The sequence below is a fragment of the Variovorax sp. P1_H2 genome, from assembly GCF_056405295.1.
This window is the reverse complement of record NZ_JBFUCJ010000048.1, coordinates 25,355-44,684: the sequence shown is the minus strand read 5'-3', so window position 1 is coordinate 44,684 and position 19,330 is coordinate 25,355. Positions and strand designations below refer to the sequence as shown.

At 68.8% G+C, this 19,330-nt stretch carries 14 protein-coding genes; 12 read left to right on the top strand and 2 right to left on the bottom strand.

Going from position 1 to position 19,330, the window contains the following annotated elements:
* The 3 genes from AC1D2E_RS17840 to AC1D2E_RS17830 form a co-directional block, all read left to right on the top strand.
* The coding region (locus AC1D2E_RS17840; protein WP_478198622.1) for an MFS transporter at positions 1 to 1,375 on the top strand (1,375 nt) is incomplete at its 5' end.
* An 83-nt stretch (positions 1,376 to 1,458) separates the two neighbouring features.
* On the top strand, positions 1,459 to 3,174 hold the full coding sequence (locus AC1D2E_RS17835) for a hypothetical protein (RefSeq protein ID WP_478198621.1): 1,716 nt from the start codon (positions 1,459 to 1,461) through the stop codon (positions 3,172 to 3,174).
* A 58-nt stretch (positions 3,175 to 3,232) separates the two neighbouring features.
* Positions 3,233 to 4,078 carry a PA4780 family RIO1-like protein kinase gene (locus AC1D2E_RS17830; RefSeq protein WP_478198620.1) on the top strand — a complete coding sequence of 282 codons (846 nt, stop codon included), beginning with the start codon at positions 3,233 to 3,235 and terminating at the stop codon, positions 4,076 to 4,078.
* Between the two features lie 45 nt (positions 4,079 to 4,123).
* Here the strand turns inward: AC1D2E_RS17830 and AC1D2E_RS17825 are convergent, their stop codons facing one another.
* Positions 4,124 to 5,578, bottom strand: a complete 1,455-nt coding sequence (locus AC1D2E_RS17825; protein WP_478198619.1) for an alpha/beta hydrolase — start codon at positions 5,576 to 5,578, stop codon at positions 4,124 to 4,126.
* Between the two features lie 217 nt (positions 5,579 to 5,795).
* Between AC1D2E_RS17825 and AC1D2E_RS17820 the strand changes: the two genes are divergently transcribed.
* From AC1D2E_RS17820 to AC1D2E_RS17785, 8 genes are all read left to right on the top strand, one after another.
* Positions 5,796 to 7,430 (top strand): MFS transporter, encoded by a 1,635-nt coding sequence (locus AC1D2E_RS17820; protein ID WP_478198618.1) that lies wholly within the window; start codon positions 5,796 to 5,798, stop codon positions 7,428 to 7,430.
* Positions 7,431 to 7,507: 77 nt separating this feature from the next.
* Entirely contained in the window at positions 7,508 to 10,033 is a 2,526-nt protein-coding gene (locus AC1D2E_RS17815; protein ID WP_478198617.1) for a hypothetical protein, read from the top strand.
* 20 nt (positions 10,034 to 10,053) lie between these two features.
* Positions 10,054 to 11,922, top strand: coding sequence for a GMC family oxidoreductase (locus tag AC1D2E_RS17810; protein WP_478198616.1), 1,869 nt, complete (start codon positions 10,054 to 10,056; stop codon positions 11,920 to 11,922).
* Between the two features lie 61 nt (positions 11,923 to 11,983).
* Positions 11,984 to 12,415 (top strand): hypothetical protein, encoded by a 432-nt coding sequence (locus tag AC1D2E_RS17805; RefSeq protein WP_478198615.1) that lies wholly within the window; start codon positions 11,984 to 11,986, stop codon positions 12,413 to 12,415.
* Between the two features lie 4 nt (positions 12,416 to 12,419).
* Positions 12,420 to 13,751, top strand: coding sequence for a hypothetical protein (locus AC1D2E_RS17800; protein ID WP_478198614.1), 1,332 nt, complete (start codon positions 12,420 to 12,422; stop codon positions 13,749 to 13,751).
* 61 nt (positions 13,752 to 13,812) lie between these two features.
* A complete protein-coding gene (locus tag AC1D2E_RS17795; protein WP_478198613.1) occupies positions 13,813 to 15,309 on the top strand; it encodes a Dyp-type peroxidase in 1,497 nt (498 codons plus the stop codon).
* Positions 15,306 to 16,532, top strand: coding sequence for a catalase family protein (locus tag AC1D2E_RS17790; RefSeq protein WP_478198612.1), 1,227 nt, complete (start codon positions 15,306 to 15,308; stop codon positions 16,530 to 16,532). The genes AC1D2E_RS17795 and AC1D2E_RS17790 overlap by 4 nt, the downstream gene beginning before the upstream one ends.
* A 110-nt stretch (positions 16,533 to 16,642) precedes the next feature.
* Positions 16,643 to 17,377: a glutathione S-transferase family protein gene (locus AC1D2E_RS17785; RefSeq protein WP_478198611.1), complete on the top strand. Its 735-nt coding sequence runs from the start codon at positions 16,643 to 16,645 to the stop codon at positions 17,375 to 17,377.
* 60 nt (positions 17,378 to 17,437) lie between these two features.
* Here AC1D2E_RS17785 and AC1D2E_RS17780 read toward each other — a convergent pair whose 3' ends face one another.
* Positions 17,438 to 18,115 carry an FMN-dependent NADH-azoreductase gene (locus tag AC1D2E_RS17780; RefSeq protein WP_478164627.1) on the bottom strand — a complete coding sequence of 226 codons (678 nt, stop codon included), beginning with the start codon at positions 18,113 to 18,115 and terminating at the stop codon, positions 17,438 to 17,440.
* A gap of 96 nt (positions 18,116 to 18,211) precedes the next feature.
* Here AC1D2E_RS17780 and AC1D2E_RS17775 point away from each other — a divergent pair, with 96 nt between their 5' ends.
* The gene (locus tag AC1D2E_RS17775; RefSeq protein WP_478198610.1) at positions 18,212 to 19,183 is read left to right on the top strand and encodes a LysR substrate-binding domain-containing protein; all 972 of its coding nucleotides are present in this window, start codon (positions 18,212 to 18,214) and stop codon (positions 19,181 to 19,183) included.
* Positions 19,184 to 19,330 lie beyond the last annotated feature (147 nt).

Below are 19,330 nucleotides of genomic sequence, written 5' to 3'. Positions count from 1 at the left end.
GCCGCAGCCGCAGCGCCGGCACGCCATGGTGGTGGTCATCCTCGGCATCGCGGTGGCGGTGCTCGACGGCACCATCGTCAACCTCGCGCTGCCGGGCATCGCGCGCGAGTTGCGGGCCGATCCGGCGCATGCCATCTGGGTCGTCAACGCCTACCAGATCGCCACGCTGGTGATGCTGCTGCCGCTGGCCTCGCTGGGCGACCGGATCGGCTTTCGGCGCGTCTATCTCACCGGCATGGCGCTGTTCGCGTCGGCTTCGCTGATCGCGACGCTGTCGAACTCGCTCGGCATGCTGATCGCCGGCCGCGCGCTGCAGGGGCTGGGCGCCGCCGGCATCATGAGCGTCAATGCCGCCCTGGTCCGGCTGATCTACCCGTCGGCCCAGCTCGGGCGCGGCATGGCCATCAATTCGATGGTGGTGGCGACCGCTTCGGTGGCCGGCCCGTCGGTGGCGGCCGCGATCCTGTCGGTGGCTTCGTGGCCCTGGTTGTTCGCGCTCAACGTGCCGCTTGGGGCGCTGGTGCTGGTGCTCGGGCTGAGGGCGCTGCCGGTCAATGCCGCGAAGTCGTCCGCCGTTCGCTTTTCTCTCGTCGATGTCGCGCTCAACGTGGCGATGTTCGCGCTGATCTTCATCGGCGCCGACCGCCTGGGCGTGCGCGGCGAAACGGGGCAGGGCGGCGGGCCGTTGGCCTGGGCGCTGCTGCTGGCCGGCGTCGCGGTCGGCGTCGTCTACCTGCGGCGGCAGGCCGCGCTCGCGCTGCCGCTGTTCCCGGTCGACCTGCTGCGCATCCCGGTGTTCGCGCTCTCGATGGGCACCTCGGTCGGTGCCTTCTGTGCCCAGATGCTGTCTTTCATCGCGCTGCCCTTTCTGCTGCTCGACACCTACGGGCGCTCGCACTTCGAGGCCGGCCTGCTGATCACCGCCTGGCCGCTGGCGATCGTGGTGATGGCGCCGATCGCGGGTCGGCTGATCGGTCGATATCCGGACGGCTTGCTCGGCGGCATCGGGCTGGCCCTGCTGGCCACCGGCCTGGCGCTGCTGGCGACACTGCCGGCCCAGCCGGGCAACGGCGACATCGTCTGGCGCATGGCGCTGTGCGGGCTGGGCTTCGGACTGTTCCAGTCGCCCAACAACCACACCATCGTGACCACGCCACCGCCGCACCGCAGCGGCGCGGCGAGCGGCATGCTGGGCACCGCGCGGCTCACCGGCCAGACCCTGGGGGCGGTGCTGCTGGCCGGCATCTTCAGCTTCTGGAGCCCGCACGACGGCAAGGGGCAGGTGATCGCCCTCGCGCTCGCCGCCTGCTGCGCCGCGGTGGCGGCGGTCTGCAGTACGCTGCGGACCCGCCAGGCGGCCGCCCGCCACGCCTGAACCGCCCCTCTATCTCCGACGGCCGATTGCCGGCCGCGGGGCGGGCTCCTATCGTCGGGCCCTGCGCAGCGCAAGGGGGGCCCATGCCTGATCGTTCGGACATCCTGTGGTTCAAGACCGAGTTCCAGCCGCGGATCGTTCCGCTGCTGGGCGGCACCCCGCTGACGGTGGACATGATCGCCGCCATCGCCTGCCAGGAGACCGGCCACATCTGGCCGCTGCTGCGCCGCAAGAACCTGCCGACGGCGCGAATCCTCGCGCTCTGCGTCGGCGACACGCTCGACGCGGACAAGGGACGCCGGGCCTTCCCGACCACCAAGGCAGACCTGCTGGCGCGGCCGAACGGCGACCGGATGTTCGCGATCGCGCACCAGGCGCTGGTCGACATGGCGGCGCAGGTGCCGGGCTACACGGCGGTGGCGGCGCGGCCCGACAAGTTCTGCCATGGCTACGGCATGTTCCAGCGCGACCTGCAGTTCTTCGTGTCCGACCCGGACTACTTCCTGGAGCGCCGCTACGAGCAGTTCGAGCAGACACTGGGCCAATGCCTGGACGAGCTGCGCAATGCGCTTCGGAAGCTGGGTTTTCAGAACCGCTCCTCGCTCGGCGACCTCGAACTCGCCGCCGTCGGCATCGCCTACAACACCGGCGGCTTCAAGCCGTCCAAGGGCCTCAAGCAGGGCTACTTCAACGGCACCAGCTTCTATGGCGAGCTTCTGTTCGACTACCTCCAGCTCTCGCGCAGCGTCGCGCTGGCGGGTGACCCGGCGGCGCCGGTCGAGACACCGCCGGGCGTCGCCATCGTTCCAGCGCCCGCGCCGCCGATTGCCCAGGGCCAGGCGATGGTGGTGACCACGACCGACGGCATGCTGCGCCTGCGCAGCGCGCCGGTCATCAGCGCGCCGCCGCAGGCCAACGTGGTCGCGAATCTGCCGAGCGGGCACATGGTGCGCGCCGTGACGGGCACCGCGGTCAAGGGCTTCATGGAGGTCGAGACGGCGCTGTCCGGTGCGCTGCTGCGCGGCTTTGCGTCGATGAAGTTCCTGGCGCCGGCACCCGTGCCCCGGCGCGCAGCAGCGGCCAAGGGCGCCCGGGCGACGGCGTTGACGGCAGCCTTCACGCCGCCGGCTGTGAGCATGCCGCGGGCGTCCGGCAGCGTCACCCGGCGCCGCGACCCGGCCAGCGCGCATTCGCTGAACGAAGCAAAGCAGCCGGGCCGGCCGGGCGGCAGTGCCGAGGCGCTGCGTGGCGAACTCGGCGCCATCGTCGATTGGCTGGCGGTCGACAATCCGGCGCACAAGCGCTACCAGCCGCGCGCGGGCCTGACCTTCTGCAACATCTACAGCCACGACTACTGCCACCTCGCAGGCGTCTACCTGCCGCGTGTCTGGTGGACCACGCCGGCCATTCTTTCGCTCGCGGGCGGGACGCAGGTGGCGCCACTGATCGGCAATACGATCACCGAGATGCGCGCCAACGACCTGTTCCGCTGGCTGCGCGACTTCGGCCAGGGATTCGGCTGGCGCCGCAGCGCCACCGTGACCGAATTGCAGCAGGCGGCCAACCAGGGCGCCGTCGGCCTGATCGTTGCGCGGCGGAAGGAAGACGGCCGTTCGGGCCACATCGTGGCCGTGGTGCCGGAGACCGGCACCGAGCGCGCACGCCGCAACGTCGCGGGCGACGTCGTCGCGCCACTGCAGAGCCAGGCCGGTGCGCGCAACTTCGGCCGCGGCCCCGGCAAGGCCGGCTGGTGGAATGGCGAGGAATTCGCGGAGAGCGCGTTCTGGATCCACGCCTGAAGGGCTGAATCGGGGTGTCTGCATCGGCCTGTGAAATGGCCGACGGGCAGAATGTGCCATGAAAGCACCCCCCCGACTGCAATCGCTGATCGACGAAGGACTGATCGACAGCGTGGTACGCCAGCTCATGAGCGGCAAGGAAGCGATGGTCTACGTGGTGCGCTGCGGCGACGACACGCGCTGCGCGAAGATCTACAAGGAGGCCACGCAGCGCAGTTTTCGCCAGGCCGTCGACTACACGGAAAACCGCAAGGTCAAGAACACGCGTCTCCAGCGCGCCATGGCCAAGGGCACCAAGTTCGGACGACAAGCCACCGAGGCCGCCTGGCAAAGTGCCGAGGTCGATGCCCTCTACCGGCTGGCGGCCGCGGGCGTCCGCGTGCCGGCGCCCTACAACTTCTGCGATGGCGTGCTGCTGATGGAACTGGTCACCGATGCGCTGGGGGATGCCGCACCGCGTCTCAACGACGTGCTGTTCACGCCCGAGGATGCGCGGCGGCACCATGGGACGCTGCTGGTCGAAGTGGTCCGGATGCTCTGTGCCGGCGTGGTGCATGGCGATCTTTCGGAATTCAACGTGCTGCTCGGCGCCGATGGCCCGGTGGTCATCGACCTGCCGCAAGCGGTCGACGCCGCCGGCAACAACCATGCGCGCCGGATGCTGCTGCGCGACGTGGCGAATCTCGGCGCCTTCTTCGGGCAGTTCGCGCCCGAGCTTCTTTCGATGCGCTACGGCGAAGAGATCTGGAGCCTCTACGAGCATGGCGAACTGCATCCGGCGTCGGTTCTGACGGGCAGCTTTGCAAGCGCGACCGGGCCGGTGGACCTCGGCGGCGTGTTGCGCGAGGTCGACGATGCACGGGCGGAAGAGACTGCTCGCCTGGTGCGCATGGCTGCTCGCTGATCCGGCGGCCGCCGGACCCTGGCCGCGTCGCGATTGCCGTCGCGCTCAGGGTGCCGGGATGACGGCCGCGATGCGCTCGGCCATGAAGTCGTAGAACGGGTTCGAGGACAGCCGGGTCAGCGAATCCAGGCTGACGATCAGGCCGCCGCGCTCGCCGCGCACGGCCAGGGCGCCGAGGTTGACGCCGAAGTCGTCGCTGTCGTCGGGCCGGATGCCGTACAGCGGATCGGTGATCGGGAAGGGCAGGGCCAAGTGCGAGAGCGAGAACACCTCGAGCGGGAACTCGAGCCCGATCGGCCGCGTCTGGACCGTGGTCGCTCCGGCCTCGGTCACTTGTTGGACGACCTCCCGGCTGTGGATGTCGGCATTGGTGACCAGCGTCGTGCGGAAGCGCCGCGGGGCCGGCGGCAACACCCGGTCGGGCCGCAGGTCGCTGCCGGAGCGCAGCAGCGGTCCGAACTTGACGCTGCGATTGAGGTCGAACAGCACCAGTTCGCTGCCGTTGGCCGGCAGCCGCGCATAGAGGCCGGTGACGATGGCACGGGTGCTGACCGTGAAGTCGATCAGCGACTGGAAAGTGAGGATCGGCGGCAGCTGGTCGAGCCGGCCGTCGCGCTCCTCGCGCGCCACATGGGCCTGCAGGTCGCGCGTCAGCAGCGAGGACTGGCGTGCGCCGTTGACCGGGAACGAGTTGTACTTGAAGGGATTGAACTCGGGCACGATGCCGAGCCAGGCCGCCTTGGCGAAAGCCGGGAAGATCGCCGGCCAGCCGAAGACCCCGGCGAAGCGCGACAGTTCGGTGATGCCGATCATCGGTGCGATCAGGATCAACCGGTCGGGCCGCGCGAGCTTCGGGTCGTCGATGGCGTCGAGCGCGTACTTGGTCGCCAAGGCACCGCCATTGGAGAAGCCGACGACGTGCAGCGGCAGCGGCGCCGGCACGCGGCGGCGGGCTTCGCGCACCGCGAGCTGGGTCGCGGCGGACCAGTCTTCCCATTGCACATGGGTCAGCCCCGCGGGCACCGTGCCGTGGCCCGGCATCCGGATGGCCACGACCACGAAGCCGCGGTCGCGGTACAGCGTGGCCACGTGGCGCAGGCTGTAGGGGGAATCGGTCAGGCCGTGCAGCAGCACCACCGCACCCTTCGGCGGACCTTGCGGATCGAGGACGTAGGAGCGGTTCCAGTCCTGGCGGAAGTGGCCCGGGTAGATCGGGCTGCCGTCGAAATAGCGGTTGGAGGGCGTCTTCAGCTCGGGCGGCAGCTTCTCGCTGACCTGTTGCCGGACCTCGTCGAAGGCCGCGTTCTCGGCCGCCAGCCAGGCTGGCCAGTCGGCCTTCCGGATCTCGTCGCCGGACAATTCGCGCGGCACGTGCGTGTGCCAGGGTTCGAGCGGGGGACCGCGCTGCACATCGTAGGTGCGCACCCCGATCAGGGTGACGAAAACGATGCCCAGCAGCAGCACGATGCGCTTCAGCATCCTGGTCAGCCAGGGTCCCATTCCGATCCTTTTCCGTTCTTTTCGAGCACGCCGGCCCGGGAGACTTCCCGGCGCGCAATCTATCACGAGGCTCGAGGCGGACCCGTGGCCGGTGCTCGGCCCCGGGCCCCGGGCCGACGCCGCCCGCGAGCCGATTCGGCGATCTCGGTGGCCAGGGCTTCGCAGCGTGTCATGAGCCGGTGATTGTCCGCCGCCGCATGGGGCCGCATACTGCCGCATGCCTCAGATCGGCAAACCACCCGGGGACGACAGCCTGATCCGCTACGGCTGCGAGGTGGCCGACTGCCCGCCGGCCTCCAGGCCCTGGGTGCTCGCCGCGGCCATCGTCGGCTCGAGCATGGCCTTCATCGACGGCACCGTGGTCAATGTCGCGCTGCCGGCGATCCAGGCCGACCTGCGTGCGAGCGCGTTCCAGGCGCAATGGGTGGTCGAGTCCTATGCCCTGTTCCTGGCTGCGCTGCTGCTGGTCGGCGGCTCGCTCGGCGACCACTTCGGCCGCCGCAGGATCTTTGCGCTCGGGGTGGCGTTGTTCGCGCTGGCCTCGGTGGGCTGCGCGCTGGCAGGCACTGTGCAGCAGCTGATCGCGGCGCGTGCGGTGCAGGGCGTTGGCGGCGCCTTGCTGGTGCCCGGCAGCCTGGCGCTCATCAGCGCCTCCTATCCCGAGAAGGAGCGCGGCCGGGCGATCGGCACCTGGTCGGGCGCGAGCGGCATCACGGCCGCGGTCGGGCCGGTGCTGGGCGGCTTCCTGGTCGATCGCTACTCGTGGACCTGGGCTTTCCTGGTCAACCTGCCGATGGCCGCCCTGGTGCTGTGGATCGTCTGGCGCCACGTGCCCGAAAGCCGCGGCGGCGCGGCAGCCGGCGAGCGGCTCGATCTCCGCGGTGCGGCGCTCGCCACGGTCGCGCTCGGCGGCATCGTCTATGCGTTCATCGAGTCGCCGACCCAGGGCTGGGATGCCACCGCCGTACGGGCTGCGTTGCTCGGCGGCATGGCGGCGAGCGTGGCCTTCGTCGCCATCGAGCTGCGGGTTCGCTCGCCGATGCTGCCCCTGTCGCTGCTGCGGATCGGCAATTTCGGCGGCGCCAACCTGCTCACGCTGCTGCTCTATGCGGCACTCGGGGGCGGCCTCTACTTCTTTCCGCTCAACCTGATCCAGGTGCAGGGCTACTCGGCCACCGTGGCCGGTGCGGCGCTGCTGCCCTTCATCCTGATCATGTTCGCGCTGTCGGCCTGGGCCGGACAACTGGTCGACCGCTTCGGTCCGCGCCTGCCGCTGGTGGTCGGGCCCGGCATCGCGGCCCTGGGCTTCGCGCTGTTCACGCTGCCGGGCGTCGGCGCCGGCTACTGGACCTCCTTCTTCCCGGCGGTGCTGGTGCTCGGCTTCGGCATGACGGTGACCGTCGCGCCGCTCACCACCACCGTGATGAACGCCGTCGGCCCGGATCTCGCGGGCATCGCCTCGGGCGTCAACAACGCGGTCTCGCGCGCCRCCGCGGTGCTGGCGATCGCGGTCTTCGGCCTCGTCATGGTCTGGGCCTTCGACGCCCGCCTGGGCGCCGGCCTGCGCGACATCGGCGCCTCGCCCGAGGCCGTGGCCTTCATGCAGGCCCAGCGCAGCCAGCTGGCCGGCGCCGCGCTGCCGCCGGGCGCCGATGCAAGCGCCGCCGCGGCGCTCAGGCACACGGTCCATGCCGCCTTCGTGTCCGGCTTCCGCTGGGTGATGGGCCTGTGCGCCGCCCTCGCGCTGCTGAGTGCGCTGAGCGCCTGGCTGCTCATCGGCGGTGCGCGTACGGGCGACACGCAGAAAGCCCAACCCGGGGCGAGCGATAGCCATACGTCGCATGGCCGATAGGCAATGCCTGGAGCCCCCTCCACACTGCGCTCTCGAAAGGCCCGTTCACCCAAGCGCTGGCCGCAGGAGGAATGGCAATGAACCAGGGTATCCGCCGCGGCGCTCGATGGCTGCCGCTGCTCGTCGGCGTGCTGCTTGCGGCCTGCTCGAAGGGCCCCCAGCCCGGCGAGGTGCAGGACGAGGCGAAGATCGCCGGCCGCGACGCGGCCTCGTTCCCGCACGCCGGCGAGGACTACTTCCACGACATGGACAACGGCATCGCGCTGAGCCCCGAGGAAATCAAGGGCCGCAACATGTGGCTGGTCTGGAGCGGCGGCAACGACCGCTTCTGGACCCAGATGACCGACTACACCTTCGGCGCCTTCGACCTGCTGAAGGTGATCAGCTCGCACCCCAGCCTGGGCTACTCCCGGACCAATCGCTGGCAGTACTTCGGCCTGGTCAACGAGCCCTGCTTCGGCAACGCCGCCGGACCCGACAAGGAGCGCCGCGGCCTCTGGCTCGACGTCCGCAGCAAGGACTGCGCGCCCGATCCCTTCGAGAACGAGAGCAAGTACCCGGGCGTCGCGACCGGCTCGCGCGGCAGGCCGCTGGGCGACGGCACGATGCAACCGGTGGGCTCCTTCTACGGCTGGGCCACCGGCATCGCGGGACTGCGCCTGTTTCCGAATCCGGCCTTCGACGAGAAGGCCGCCAAGACCTGGGATGCCGAGAAGTACTACACCGATCCGAGCTACTACAACCGCCAGGACCTGGTGCGCCCGTACCGGGTCGGCATGTCCTGCGGCTTCTGCCACGTCGGCCCCAGCCCGGTGAAGCCGCCGGCCGATCCGAACAATCCGAAATTCGAGAACCTGAGTTCCTCGGTGGGCGCACAGTACATGTGGGTCGACCGGCTCTTCATCTTCAACGCCAACAAGGCCGAGGGGCGGACCAACTACATGTACCAGCTGGCCCACACCTACCGGCCGGGCGCAATGGACACCTCGCTGGTCTCGACCGACGGCATCAACAATCCGCGCACCATGAACGCGGTCTACGACTTTCCGTCGCGAATGGAGATGGCGCGGCGCATCGGCCGCGAGAAGCTGGCGGGCGGCGAGCTCGACAACAAGCAGTTCAACGACTTCATCGCCAGCGGGCCGCTGACCGAGTTCTTCTCGAAGGCCGATTCGGTGGTCTACACGCCGCATGTGCTCAAGGACGGCGCCGATTCGGTCGGGCTGCTGGGCGCGCTGAACCGGGTCTACCTCAACATCGGCCTGTTCAGCGAGGAATGGCTGCTGCATTTCAATCCGGTGATCGGCGGCAAGACCATCACGCCGATCAGGATCGCCTCGGCGCAGAAGAACTCGAGCTACTGGCAGGCGACCGAAGCCGGGACGCCGAACACCGCGCTGTTCTTTCTCAAGGCTGCCCAGCCCGACCGCCTGAAGGACGCACCCGGCGGCGACACCTACCTGGGCGCGGACGCCGCCACGCTGGAGCGCGGCAAGCTGGCCTTCGCCAACACCTGTGCGCGCTGCCATTCGAGCAAGGCGCCGCCGCTGCCGGCCTCGCTCGAGCTGAATCCGGCGCGCTGTGCGGGCCCGGGCTATGTCGACTGCTTCAAGCGCTACTGGGGCTGGACCCAGACCGAGGACTACAAGGCGCAGATGCGCAAGATCGTCCAGGCGCCGGACTTCCTCAAGAACAACTACCTGTCGACCGAGGCGCGGATCCCGGTCACCTTGCTGCGTACCAACGCCTGCAGCCCGCTGGCGACCAATGCGCTGGAGGGCAACATCTGGGACAACTTCTCGTCGCAGACCTACAAGAACCTGCCCTCGGTCGGCACCGTGACCTTGAGCGATCCGTTCACGGGCGAGCCCAGGCCTTACGCGATGCCGGCGGGCGGACGCGGCTATACGCGCGTGCCGTCGCTGATCAGCGTCTGGTCGACCGCGCCTTTCCTGCTCAACAACACCGTCGGCGATGCCAACGGCGACCCGTCGGTCGCAGGCCGCATGAAGGTCTTCGACGAGGCGATCGAGCAGATGCTGTGGCCCGACAGGCGCAAGCCCGATGCGGTGCTGGGTGCCAAGGTCGGCGGCACCATCGACCGCACCACCGAACGCAGCGTCGTCACGATCCCGACCGGCTACGTGCCCGAGGCGCTGCGGCCGCTCCAGGGCGCCTTGCACCGCTGGCTGCCCTGGCTGGTGCAGAAGGACGGCGACATCGTCCTCGGCCCGATCCCCGAGGGCGTGCCGGTGAACCTGCTGGCCAATCTCAAGCTGCGCGCCGAAAGCAACGACCTGGGCGACAAGGCCTCGCATGTGAAGGACGTCGGCGAACTGCTGGTCAAGCTCAAGCTGGCGCTCGCGAGCGCGCCCGCCGGTGCCAGCGACGACGAACTGCGCAAGCACTTCGCGGCGCTGCGCGAGCCGATGCTCGAACTCAGCAAGTGCCGCGATTTCGTGGTCAACCGCGGCCACTATTTCGGCACCGCCGAGTTCAACCGGCAGGAGGGCTTGAGCGCCGACGAAAAGGCCTTCGGCCGCGAGCCCGAACTGAGCGACGACGACAAGCGGGCGCTGATCGCCTTCCTGAAGACCTTCTGAGCCCCATCGAAACGCCACGCATGCCCGGATCCGACGCGAGTGACTGGGACTACGTGATCGTCGGTTCGGGGGCGGGCGGCGGCACCCTGGCGGCCCGCCTGGCCGAGGCCGGCATGCGGGTCTTCCTGCTCGATGCCGGCGGTGATCCGCGCAGCGGCGATGCCCGCCTGCCGGACGACTACGACGTGCCGGCCTTCCATGCCTTCGCCTGCGAGAACCCGGCGCTGCGCTGGGACTTCCGCGTGCGCCACTACGCCGACGAGGCGCAGCAGGCCAGGGACTGGAAGCACCAGGCGGGGCAGGGCGTGCTCTATCCGCGCGCCGCCGGCCTCGGCGGCTGCACCTCGCACAACGCGATGATCTTCATGCTGCCGCACGCCTCGGACTGGAATCGCATCGCCCGGCTCACCGGCGACCCCTCGTGGCGCGCGACCGCCATGCGCCGCTACGCGCAGCGCGTCGAGGACTGCCGGCACCGGCCGGTCTGGCGCGCGCTGCGGCATGTCGGGCTGGACCCGACCGGCCATGGCTGGAGCGGCTGGCTGCGGACCGAGAAATCGATCCCGCTGTCGGTGCTCGGCGACGACGGCCTGCTGCGGGTGCTGCGCGAGACCGCGAGCAGCTTCACCCGCAGCCTGCCGACCCCGCTGCGCAGCACGCTGCGCTGGTTGCGCGGCGGCCTGGGCGATCCGAATTCCCGGCGCTCGCGGCCCGGCAGCTTCGAAGGGATCTGCTACACGCCCCTCGCGACCTCCGGCCACCGCCGCAGCGGCGTGCGCGAGCGGCTGCTGGAGGTCGCGGCACGCTGTCCCGACCGGCTGCACATCGAACTCGATGCGCTCGCCACGCGGGTGCTGTTCGATGCCGATGGCGAGGCCTGCGGCGTCGAGTACCTGAAGGGCGCGCGGCTCTACCGCGCCCATGCGGCGCCGAACGAGGACGCCGGCACCCGGCGCGAAGTGCGCGCCCGGCGCGAGGTGGTCCTGTGCGGCGGCGCCTTCAACACGCCGCAGCTGCTGATGCTGTCGGGCATCGGACCGGCGGCCGAGCTGCAGGCGCACGGCATTCCCGTGCGGGTCGACCTGCCGGGTGTCGGCCGCAACCTGCAGGATCGCTACGAGATCGCCGTCACGCACCGCATGCCGGCACCGTGGGGGGTGCTGCGGGGCGCACGCTTCGATCGCGGCGACCCGCTGTGGCGCCAGTGGCAACGCAGCCGCAGCGGCATGTATGCGTCCAACGGCGCCGCGCTCGGCGTGGTCCAGCGCTCGCGTGCCGCGTCGGGCCAGGAGGAGCCCGATCTCTTCTGCATGGCGCTGCTGGCGCGCTTCGAGGGCTACTTCAGCGGCTTCTCGAAGTGGATCCGCGACCAGCCCGACCAGTTGACCTGGGCCGTGCTCAAGGCCCATACGCGCAATCGCGCCGGCACCGTGCGCCTGCGTTCGGCCGATCCGCGCGACACGCCGCTGGTGAACTTCCACTATTTCGAGGAAGGCAGCGATGACGCCGGCTGTGACCTGAAGGCCGTGGTGGAGGCGATCCGCTTCGTGCGCCGCATGAGCGCGCCGCTGCTGAAGAGCGGATGGATCGCCGAGGAGCTGGCACCCGGCCCGTCGGTCGACAGCGACGAAGGCCTGGCCGACTATGCGCGCAACACCGCGTGGGGGCACCATGCCTCGTGCTCCTGCGCGATCGGCGCCGCCGGCGAGGGCGGCGTGCTCGACCGCGCCTTCAAGGTGCATGGCGTGCAGCGGCTGCGCGTGGTGGATGCCTCGGTGTTCCCGCGGATCCCGGGCTTCTTCGTCGCCGCGGCGATCTACATGATCGCGGAGAAGGCGGCCGATGMCTTGCTGGACGAGGCGCGGCGCACACCTCTTTCGGCAAATTGACGAAGCCCGCCGAAGGACTGAAACTTTGTGAACGACGGGGCTTCCCCGCAGGAGTGAGCACATGGCCTATGACGTGCAGCAGTTGCTCGACATGTCGCAGCAGCAACTCGACGACCTGTTCCGCGCCAGCCCGCCGGGAGAGATTCCGAACGGCGAGGCCGAGGGCACCGCGATCATCTCGCCCGGCACCCGCTATACCGAGTCGATCGCGAGGATCATCAATTTCTTCGGCTGGCAGGGGAAGGTGTTCGATGCCCAGAAGGGCCTGTTGAAGAACAAGGTCAGCATCCTCGGCGTGCAGGCCATCGTCGCCAGGGTCTACCTGGGCGAGAGCTGGCTCGACGGCAAGCCGTGCATCGTGCTCGACTATTCCGACACCTCCATCGTGGCGCAGTGGATCCGGGACGAGATCCGGCTCATCGGGCCCGGCTTGTACCTCGGCAAAGTCTATTGGAGCAAGAAGCGGCTGATCGACTTCTGCCTCAAGTTCTGATGCGGTGACGCCCCAGTCCCACTTCATGGTGATCGCAGCGGTCACCGATGGCCGCGAGTCCAGCCTGCGCAAGCTGCTGGACACCATGAACCTGAAGCCCGGCATGGCCGACCCCGGCAACGCGCTGATTCCGTTCGGCCGTTTCGAGCGATTGCACTTCGCGCGTTTCGCGCTGCTCACCGACGGCACGCTCGGCGACCTCGAGGCCTTCGACCTGCCGCGGCCCCGCGTGCCGCCGCTGTACATCAGCTTCCTCGGCGAATGCGATGGTCCGGCCAGCACCCAGCTGGCCGAGTTCGCGCAGGTCGCGGACGACGGCCTGCGACGCATCTTCGCGCACTGCGAGGGTTTCGACGCCGACGGCAACCTGCTCGCGTGGCTCAAGTCGCATTCGGTGTCGGCGGCCGCGGGCTACGTCAACCGCATCGGCCGCACCGTGCGGCAGGTCCGCGAGGACAGTGCGCTGCAGCGCGCGCTGGCCTCGCAGGTGCCGCGCGACATCGCGGGCGAGGCGGAAGACCCGCAGGCGTTGCGGCACCGGCTGCTGGCCTTCGTGCAGGCCGAGCAGCTCGACGGGCGGCTGCTGCTGAGCTCGCCCGAGCGCACGCCCTCGGGCTGGCTGCTGCGCAACTTCCTGCATGCGATCGCGCCGCTGTTCGCACTCCTGGTGCTGGTGCTGCTGGTGCTGCAGCTTCCGCTCCTGCTGCCGCTGCTGCTCCTGGCGGCCGCGTACCTGGTCTGGCAACTGCGCCGCCACGAAAGGACCGACCCCGAGTTCTGCCCGCGGCCGGACCGCGCCGCGGTGGTCGAGATGCAGGGGCTGGAGGACCATGACCTCACCAACAGCTTCACGGCGCTCGGTGCGGTCAAGCCCGGGCTGTTCCGGCGCTGGCTCACGCAGTTCATCCTGTACGCGATCGACTACGCCTGCCGCCATGTCTTCGGGCACGGCCACCTGGCGCGAGTGCAGACCATCCACTTCGCGCGCTGGGTGTTCCTCGACGGCAAGTCGCGCGTGCTGTTCGCCAGCAACTACGACGGCAGCCACGAGAGCTACATGGACGACTTCATCAACAAGGCGGCCTGGGGCCTGAACCTGGTCTTCAGCAACGGCTTCGGCTGGCCGCGCACCGACTGGCTGCTGAAGGGCGGAGCGCGGCACGAGCTGCGTTTCAAGTACTACCAGCGCCGGCACCAGCTCCCGACCCAGGTCTGGTACAAGGCCTATCCGGGCCTGACACTGACCGACCTCGAGCGCAACCGGCGCATCCGCGAAGGCTTCGAGATGCACCAGATGACCGACGCCCAGGCGCTGGACTGGCTGAGGCTGCTATGAGCGCCGCGCCGGGCCGCCCCAAGCAAGCTCGCACCGCAGTGCGAAGCACGGAGGTTGCCTTGTGAGCCCGCAAGCGGTCGAGTTCGACGACATCCAGGGGCTGGTGCGCTTCGGCTACAAGCGCCTGACCCAGGCCTGCTTCCTCCTGTTGCGCGTGACCGATCCGGTGGCCGCACGCGCCTGGATGGCGCAGGCGCCGGTCAGCAGCGCGAACCTGCAGCAGCCGCCACCGGCCACCGCGCTGCAGATCGCCTTCACCAGCACCGGCCTGCAGGCGCTGGGCGTTCGGCAGGACATCGTCGAGGGCTTCTCGCATGAATTCATCGTCGGCATGGCGAGCGATGCCAGCCGCGCCCGGCGCCTCGGCGACCTCGGACCGAACGACCCCGCTTCATGGCAATGGGGCGGGACGCCGGAGCAGCTGCCGCACGTGCTGCTGATGCTCTACGCGGTGCCGGGCGGCCTCGAGGACTGGCAGCGCAGCGTGCTGTCCCAGTGCGAACTCGGCTTCGAGCTGATCGCCTGCCTCGAGACCTCCGACATGGACGGCGTCGAGCCCTTCGGATTCGTCGACGGCATCTCGGAGCCGGCCATCGACTGGCAGCGCCAGCGACCGGTGCGCGACGAGGAGCGCGGCGACTACGGCAATGTCTCGTGCCTGGGCGAATACCTGCTCGGCTACCCGAACGAATACGGCGGCTACACCGATCGGCCCTTGCTCGATACCCACCGCGACCCGGAAGCGATCCTGGCGCGGGCCGAGGATGCACCGGACAAGGCCGACCTGGGCCGCAACGGCAGCTACCTCGTGCTGCGCCAGTTGCAGCAGGACGTCGCCGGCTTCTGGCGCTTCATGGACGCCCAGGTCGGGGGCGATCCCGTGCTTCGAAAGCAGCTGGCCGAGACGATGGTGGGGCGGACGATGGAAGGCGAGCCGCTGATCGGCGATACCGGCGAGCGCGTCCCCGGCGAGGACGACCCGCGCAACAGCTTCACCTACGCCAGCGACGGCGAGGGCCTGCGCTGCCCGATCGGGGCTCACATCCGGCGCAGCAATCCGCGCAACGCCGACTTGCCGCCGGGCCCTCCCGGCCTCCTTTCCTGGGCTCGGCGGACGCTCGGCTTCGACGCCCCGGCGCTGGCGGCCGACAAGGTCTCGTCGACCCGTTTCCACCGGCTGCTGCGGCGCGGCCGCGAATATGGCGCTGGGGTGTCGATCGAACAGGCCCTGTCGTCGGCAGCCGTGAACAGCGTCGATGCTACCGGCCTGCACTTCGTCTGCCTGGGCGCCAACATCGCGCGCCAGTTCGAGTTCGTGCAGTCGGCCTGGCTGTCGGGCCTGCGCTTCGAGGGCCTGGCCGACGAAAGCGACCCGCTGACGGCCACCCACCTGCCGCGCGACGACGGCACGGCCACCGATGGATTCTCGATCCCGCTCGACTCCGGCCCCGATCGCCGCGTCTGCGGCCTGCCGCAGTTCGTGACGGTGCGCGGCGGCGCCTACTTCTTCATGCCGGGCCTGCGGGCCTTGCGTTATCTGTCGAAGGTGCAGCCATGAACTCGAATGCCAGCCGTCCGACGCCGAGGGCCAACACCGGCTCCGTCTGGCGCAACTTCGTGAGCGACTCGGGCATGGCGCTGATCCGGCTGGAGCGCCGCTTCGATCCCTTGCTGCGGCCGGCCTTCGATGCCTTCCTGCGCGATCCGCTGGCGCGCTTCACGACCGCGCTGATCAACAGCCGGCGCAGCGACGAAGGGCTGGCGATCGCCGAGGAGCGGCCCTTGCCCGACGAGGAGAGCTTCACCGACTCGATCGTCAAGAGCTTCACGCGCCAGATGACCGACCTCTGGAAGCCCGGCGGCTTCGAGCGCGGCGGCAATACCAAGACCCAGGGCATCGTGCGCGGCGAGTTCACGGTGCACGAGGACATCCCCGCGCACATGAAGCGCGGCATCTACGCCACGCCGCAGACCTTCCGCTGCTGGGTCCGGTTCTCGGGGCCCGGGCCCTACATCACGCCGGACATCGACGATGTCGGCTTCATGAGCATCAGCATCAAGCTGATGGGCGTGCCGGGGCCGAAGCTGATGGAGGACGAGCAGCACACGCTCGACATGTTCGCGGTCTCGACGCCGACCTTCGTCACGCCCGACGCCAAGTGCAATGCGGCGCTTCAGCGCGAGAGCGTGAAGAACGCGCAGATCTTCTACTTCGTGAACCTGCACGATTCGCACGTGCTCGACCTCGTGATGCAGTCGCTCTTCATCAAGACCCAGAGCAGCCCTTTCGAGGCGCCGTACTTCAGCTGCGTGCCCTACCTGATGGGGGAGGGCCAGGCGATGCAGTACTCGGTCTGGCCGAAGACGACGAAGCGCACGCCGATCCCGCGCCTGCCGCTGCGCCCGCCCGACGACTACCTGCGGCAGGCGATGGTGTCGGCGCTGGCCAACGACGATGTCGAGTTCGACATCCGGCTGCAGATGCAGACCGACCCGCACCTGATGCCGATCGAGAATGCCGGCGTGCTGTGGCCCGAGAAACTCTCGCCGCGCATCACGGTGGCGACGCTGCGGCTGCCGCGGCAGCGCTTCGATTCGCCGGCGCAGATGGAATTCGCCAAGCGGCTGTCCTACAACCCGTGGCACACGATCGCCGAGCACCGGCCCCTCGGCAACCAGAGCCGGGCGCGCAAGCGGATGTACTGGGAGCTGGCGAAGCTGCGGCACACGATGAACGCGGTGCCGCACTACGAGCCGACGGGGGACGAGGTGTTCGAGTAGGCGGGGGCCTGCGGAAGAAGCGGGCTCGATGTCAGATCGATCCGGTGGAGCCGTGGCGGTCCAGTGCTCGCTGCTCTGCTAGTCTCGAAGCGAATCACAAAGAGCATCGAATGATCGTTCACACCTTCGGCCCTGCCTGGAACGCCATCGACCTGAGCCCTTTCGTCGTCAAGCTCCTGACCTGGCTGCGGATGGCGCAGCTGCCGTGCACCACGCAGGTCGCCAACGTGCGAAAGATGAGCAACACCAAGCTKCCGGCCGTGACGCTGGATGACGGTCGGCTCGTCAACGATTCGCAGCAGATCATCGAGCTGCTGCGCCAGCTGCACCAGGACCCTTTGGGCGAGCTGCGCTGGAGCCCTTCCGAGCAGGCGGTCGCCTGCGCCTGGCGATCCCTGTTCGAGACCGATCTTTATTTCGCCGCCTACTACCAGCGCTGGGTTCCGGACCCGAACTTCGCGATCCTGATCCCGGTCATGGCCGACTACATGGGTGCGCTGGGCGTGCCCGCGTTCGTGCGCCCGTGGGCGGTCAGGGCGGTGCGGCGCAACACGCTGGCCCAACTCAAGGCGCAAGGCACCGGCCGGCGACCGATCGAGCAAATCCATGCGATGGCGAACCGCGGTTACGCCGCGGCCAGCGACTTCCTGACCGACAAGCCATACTTCCTGGGCGACCGGCCGAGCGAACTCGATGCGACCGTCTTCGCCTTCCTTCACACGCTGTTGCTGCCTCCCTTCGATTCCCCGCAAAAGGAACTGGTGGCCGGCCGATCGAACCTCGTGGGCTACCACCAGCGGATGCTGGCGCAGTATTGGCCGGAGCGGGAGGCGGTGTCGACTTGACCCTCGCATCCCGGTGCCCGGTATAAGCGCTGTCTCCACTGCGTGATCTGAGCATCCGCCTCAGAGTTGCTTCGTCGTCAGCCGTTCGACGAACTGATCGACGGCGCGCTCCGCCTGTTCGATCGACCGGATCAGCCGTTCGCCGCCAAACTCGTCGTATTCCACCGCGGCGTCGAAGACCTCGGTGATGCCTATGTAGCCCAGCGCGGTGCGCACGCTGGATTCGGCGTGATTGAGGTGTGCAATGCGCTGAACGTCGCCATAGCCGAAGTCGCCACGCGAACCCAGCAACACCACGCGTTTGCCGGCATCGGACAGCAGGGGCCAGTACGGCACCTCGCCCCGCGCACGGTCGAAACCGAACGTGCGGCCCACGCGAACGACGTTGTCGATGTAGGCCTTGAACTGCGCCGGCACGCTGAAGTTGTACATCGGCAGCCCCACGACGATCAGGTCGGCCGCGAGCAACTGGTCCACCAGGCGATCGCTTTCCGCGAGGACGTCATGCATCCATGGCTCGCGCGCCTCGGGTTTCGTGAACGCCGCGTGGATCCATGGTCCCGTGACGTGCGCGGGCGGCGACCGACCCACGTCGAGGTACTCGATCGGGTCGTCGGGCCGCGAAGCGCGCCAGCGCTCGACGAAGCGGGCAGAGAGCCTGCGTGTGTGTGAACCATGGGGATCGATGCCGGAGCGGCCGGCACGGGCACTGGCGTCGATATGAAGAATCTGTGTCATCGGGGAGCTTTCGTTGGACATAATGGATGAGTTATTTTTTCTTTTCTCATTGAGAAAGGCGTCAGGACCTTTGCATTTTTAGATGTCGAATTGACGATGACAAACGATGCTTTTTTACCTTTGGATGAATTTAATTCATCTGTTCGAAGCCCCAGGCAATTGCCTCCGCTGTCGTCGCTGCGCGCATTCGAAGCCGCCGCAGCCCACCTCAGTTTTCAGCGCGCCGCGCGCGAGCTGTCCGTCACGCCGACCGCCATCAGCCATCAGGTGCGTCGCCTCGAAGAGGCGCTCGACCAGCCGCTGTTTCGCCGGCTCACGCGTCAGCTTGCATTGACGCCTGCTGGCGAACGACTTTTCGTTGCCGTGCGCGAAGGGCTGGATATGGTCGACGCGGGCGTTCGCTCCGCACGCGCACGAAGCGCCCGCGAGACGGTGACGCTGACCACCCACGCCGCCTTCGCCGCCAAATGGGTGCTGCCGCGGATGGCCAGCTTCCGGGCCGCATGCCCCGGCATCGAACTGCGCCTCCATGCGAGCGACGCGGTCGTCGATCTGACACGCGCGGAGGCCGATCTCGCGATCCGCTCGGGATCGGGGCGGTGGCCCGGACTGGTGACCGAAGCGCTGATCGCCGAACGCTATGCGCCCGTGTGCAGTCCGCATCTGGGCCTTCGCCGCGCGCAGGACCTGGCGAAGATGCCGCTGATCCACTTCGACTGGCAGGCACGGGCGCATGCGCCCGCGACTTGGATGCGCTGGTTCGACGAGGCCGGCATCGCGCCGCAAGGACGGCACGGCGGCAGGACGCGAGAAAAGGGCGGGAAGAGCGATCTGTCGTTCTCGGACGAGACGCACGCGATGCTCGCCGCATTGGCGGGCCACGGCGTCGCCTTGCTGAGCTTGACACTGTCCGCCGACGAACTGCGAAGCGGCGCATTGCTGCAACCGTTCGGGCCGATGCTCTCGACAGGCAGCTATTTCCTCGCGGCGGCAAACGGGCGCGAGCGCGAGCCTGCGATCCACGCGGTGTGGCGCTGGGCCGCGGGCGAAGCGGCGCGTCAGGGATAGCGACGCGGCACGGCAAGACTCGGACGGTCATCGATGGCGTGAAGAAGTCGATGTCGCACCGATCGCTTTGCCATGGTGGTTATTTCGGCATCGCTCTCGCAAGGATCAGCACGGCGAACCGAGCCGCCAGCCCAGCGTTGAATGCGG

Excerpts from the sequence above, each read along its gene's own strand:
- AC1D2E_RS17835 (WP_478198621.1), top strand. The coding sequence starts at position 1,459 with ATGCCTGATCGTTCGGACATCCTGTGGTTCAAGACCGAGTTCCAGCCG.
- AC1D2E_RS17830 (WP_478198620.1), top strand. The coding sequence starts at position 3,233 with ATGAAAGCACCCCCCCGACTGCAATCGCTGATCGACGAAGGACTGATC.
- AC1D2E_RS17825 (WP_478198619.1), bottom strand. The coding sequence starts at position 5,578 with ATGGGACCCTGGCTGACCAGGATGCTGAAGCGCATCGTGCTGCTGCTG.
- AC1D2E_RS17815 (WP_478198617.1), top strand. The coding sequence starts at position 7,508 with ATGAACCAGGGTATCCGCCGCGGCGCTCGATGGCTGCCGCTGCTCGTC.
- AC1D2E_RS17805 (WP_478198615.1), top strand. The coding sequence starts at position 11,984 with ATGGCCTATGACGTGCAGCAGTTGCTCGACATGTCGCAGCAGCAACTC.
- AC1D2E_RS17790 (WP_478198612.1), top strand. The coding sequence starts at position 15,306 with ATGAACTCGAATGCCAGCCGTCCGACGCCGAGGGCCAACACCGGCTCC.
- AC1D2E_RS17780 (WP_478164627.1), bottom strand. The coding sequence starts at position 18,115 with ATGACACAGATTCTTCATATCGACGCCAGTGCCCGTGCCGGCCGCTCC.
- AC1D2E_RS17775 (WP_478198610.1), top strand. The coding sequence starts at position 18,212 with ATGACAAACGATGCTTTTTTACCTTTGGATGAATTTAATTCATCTGTT.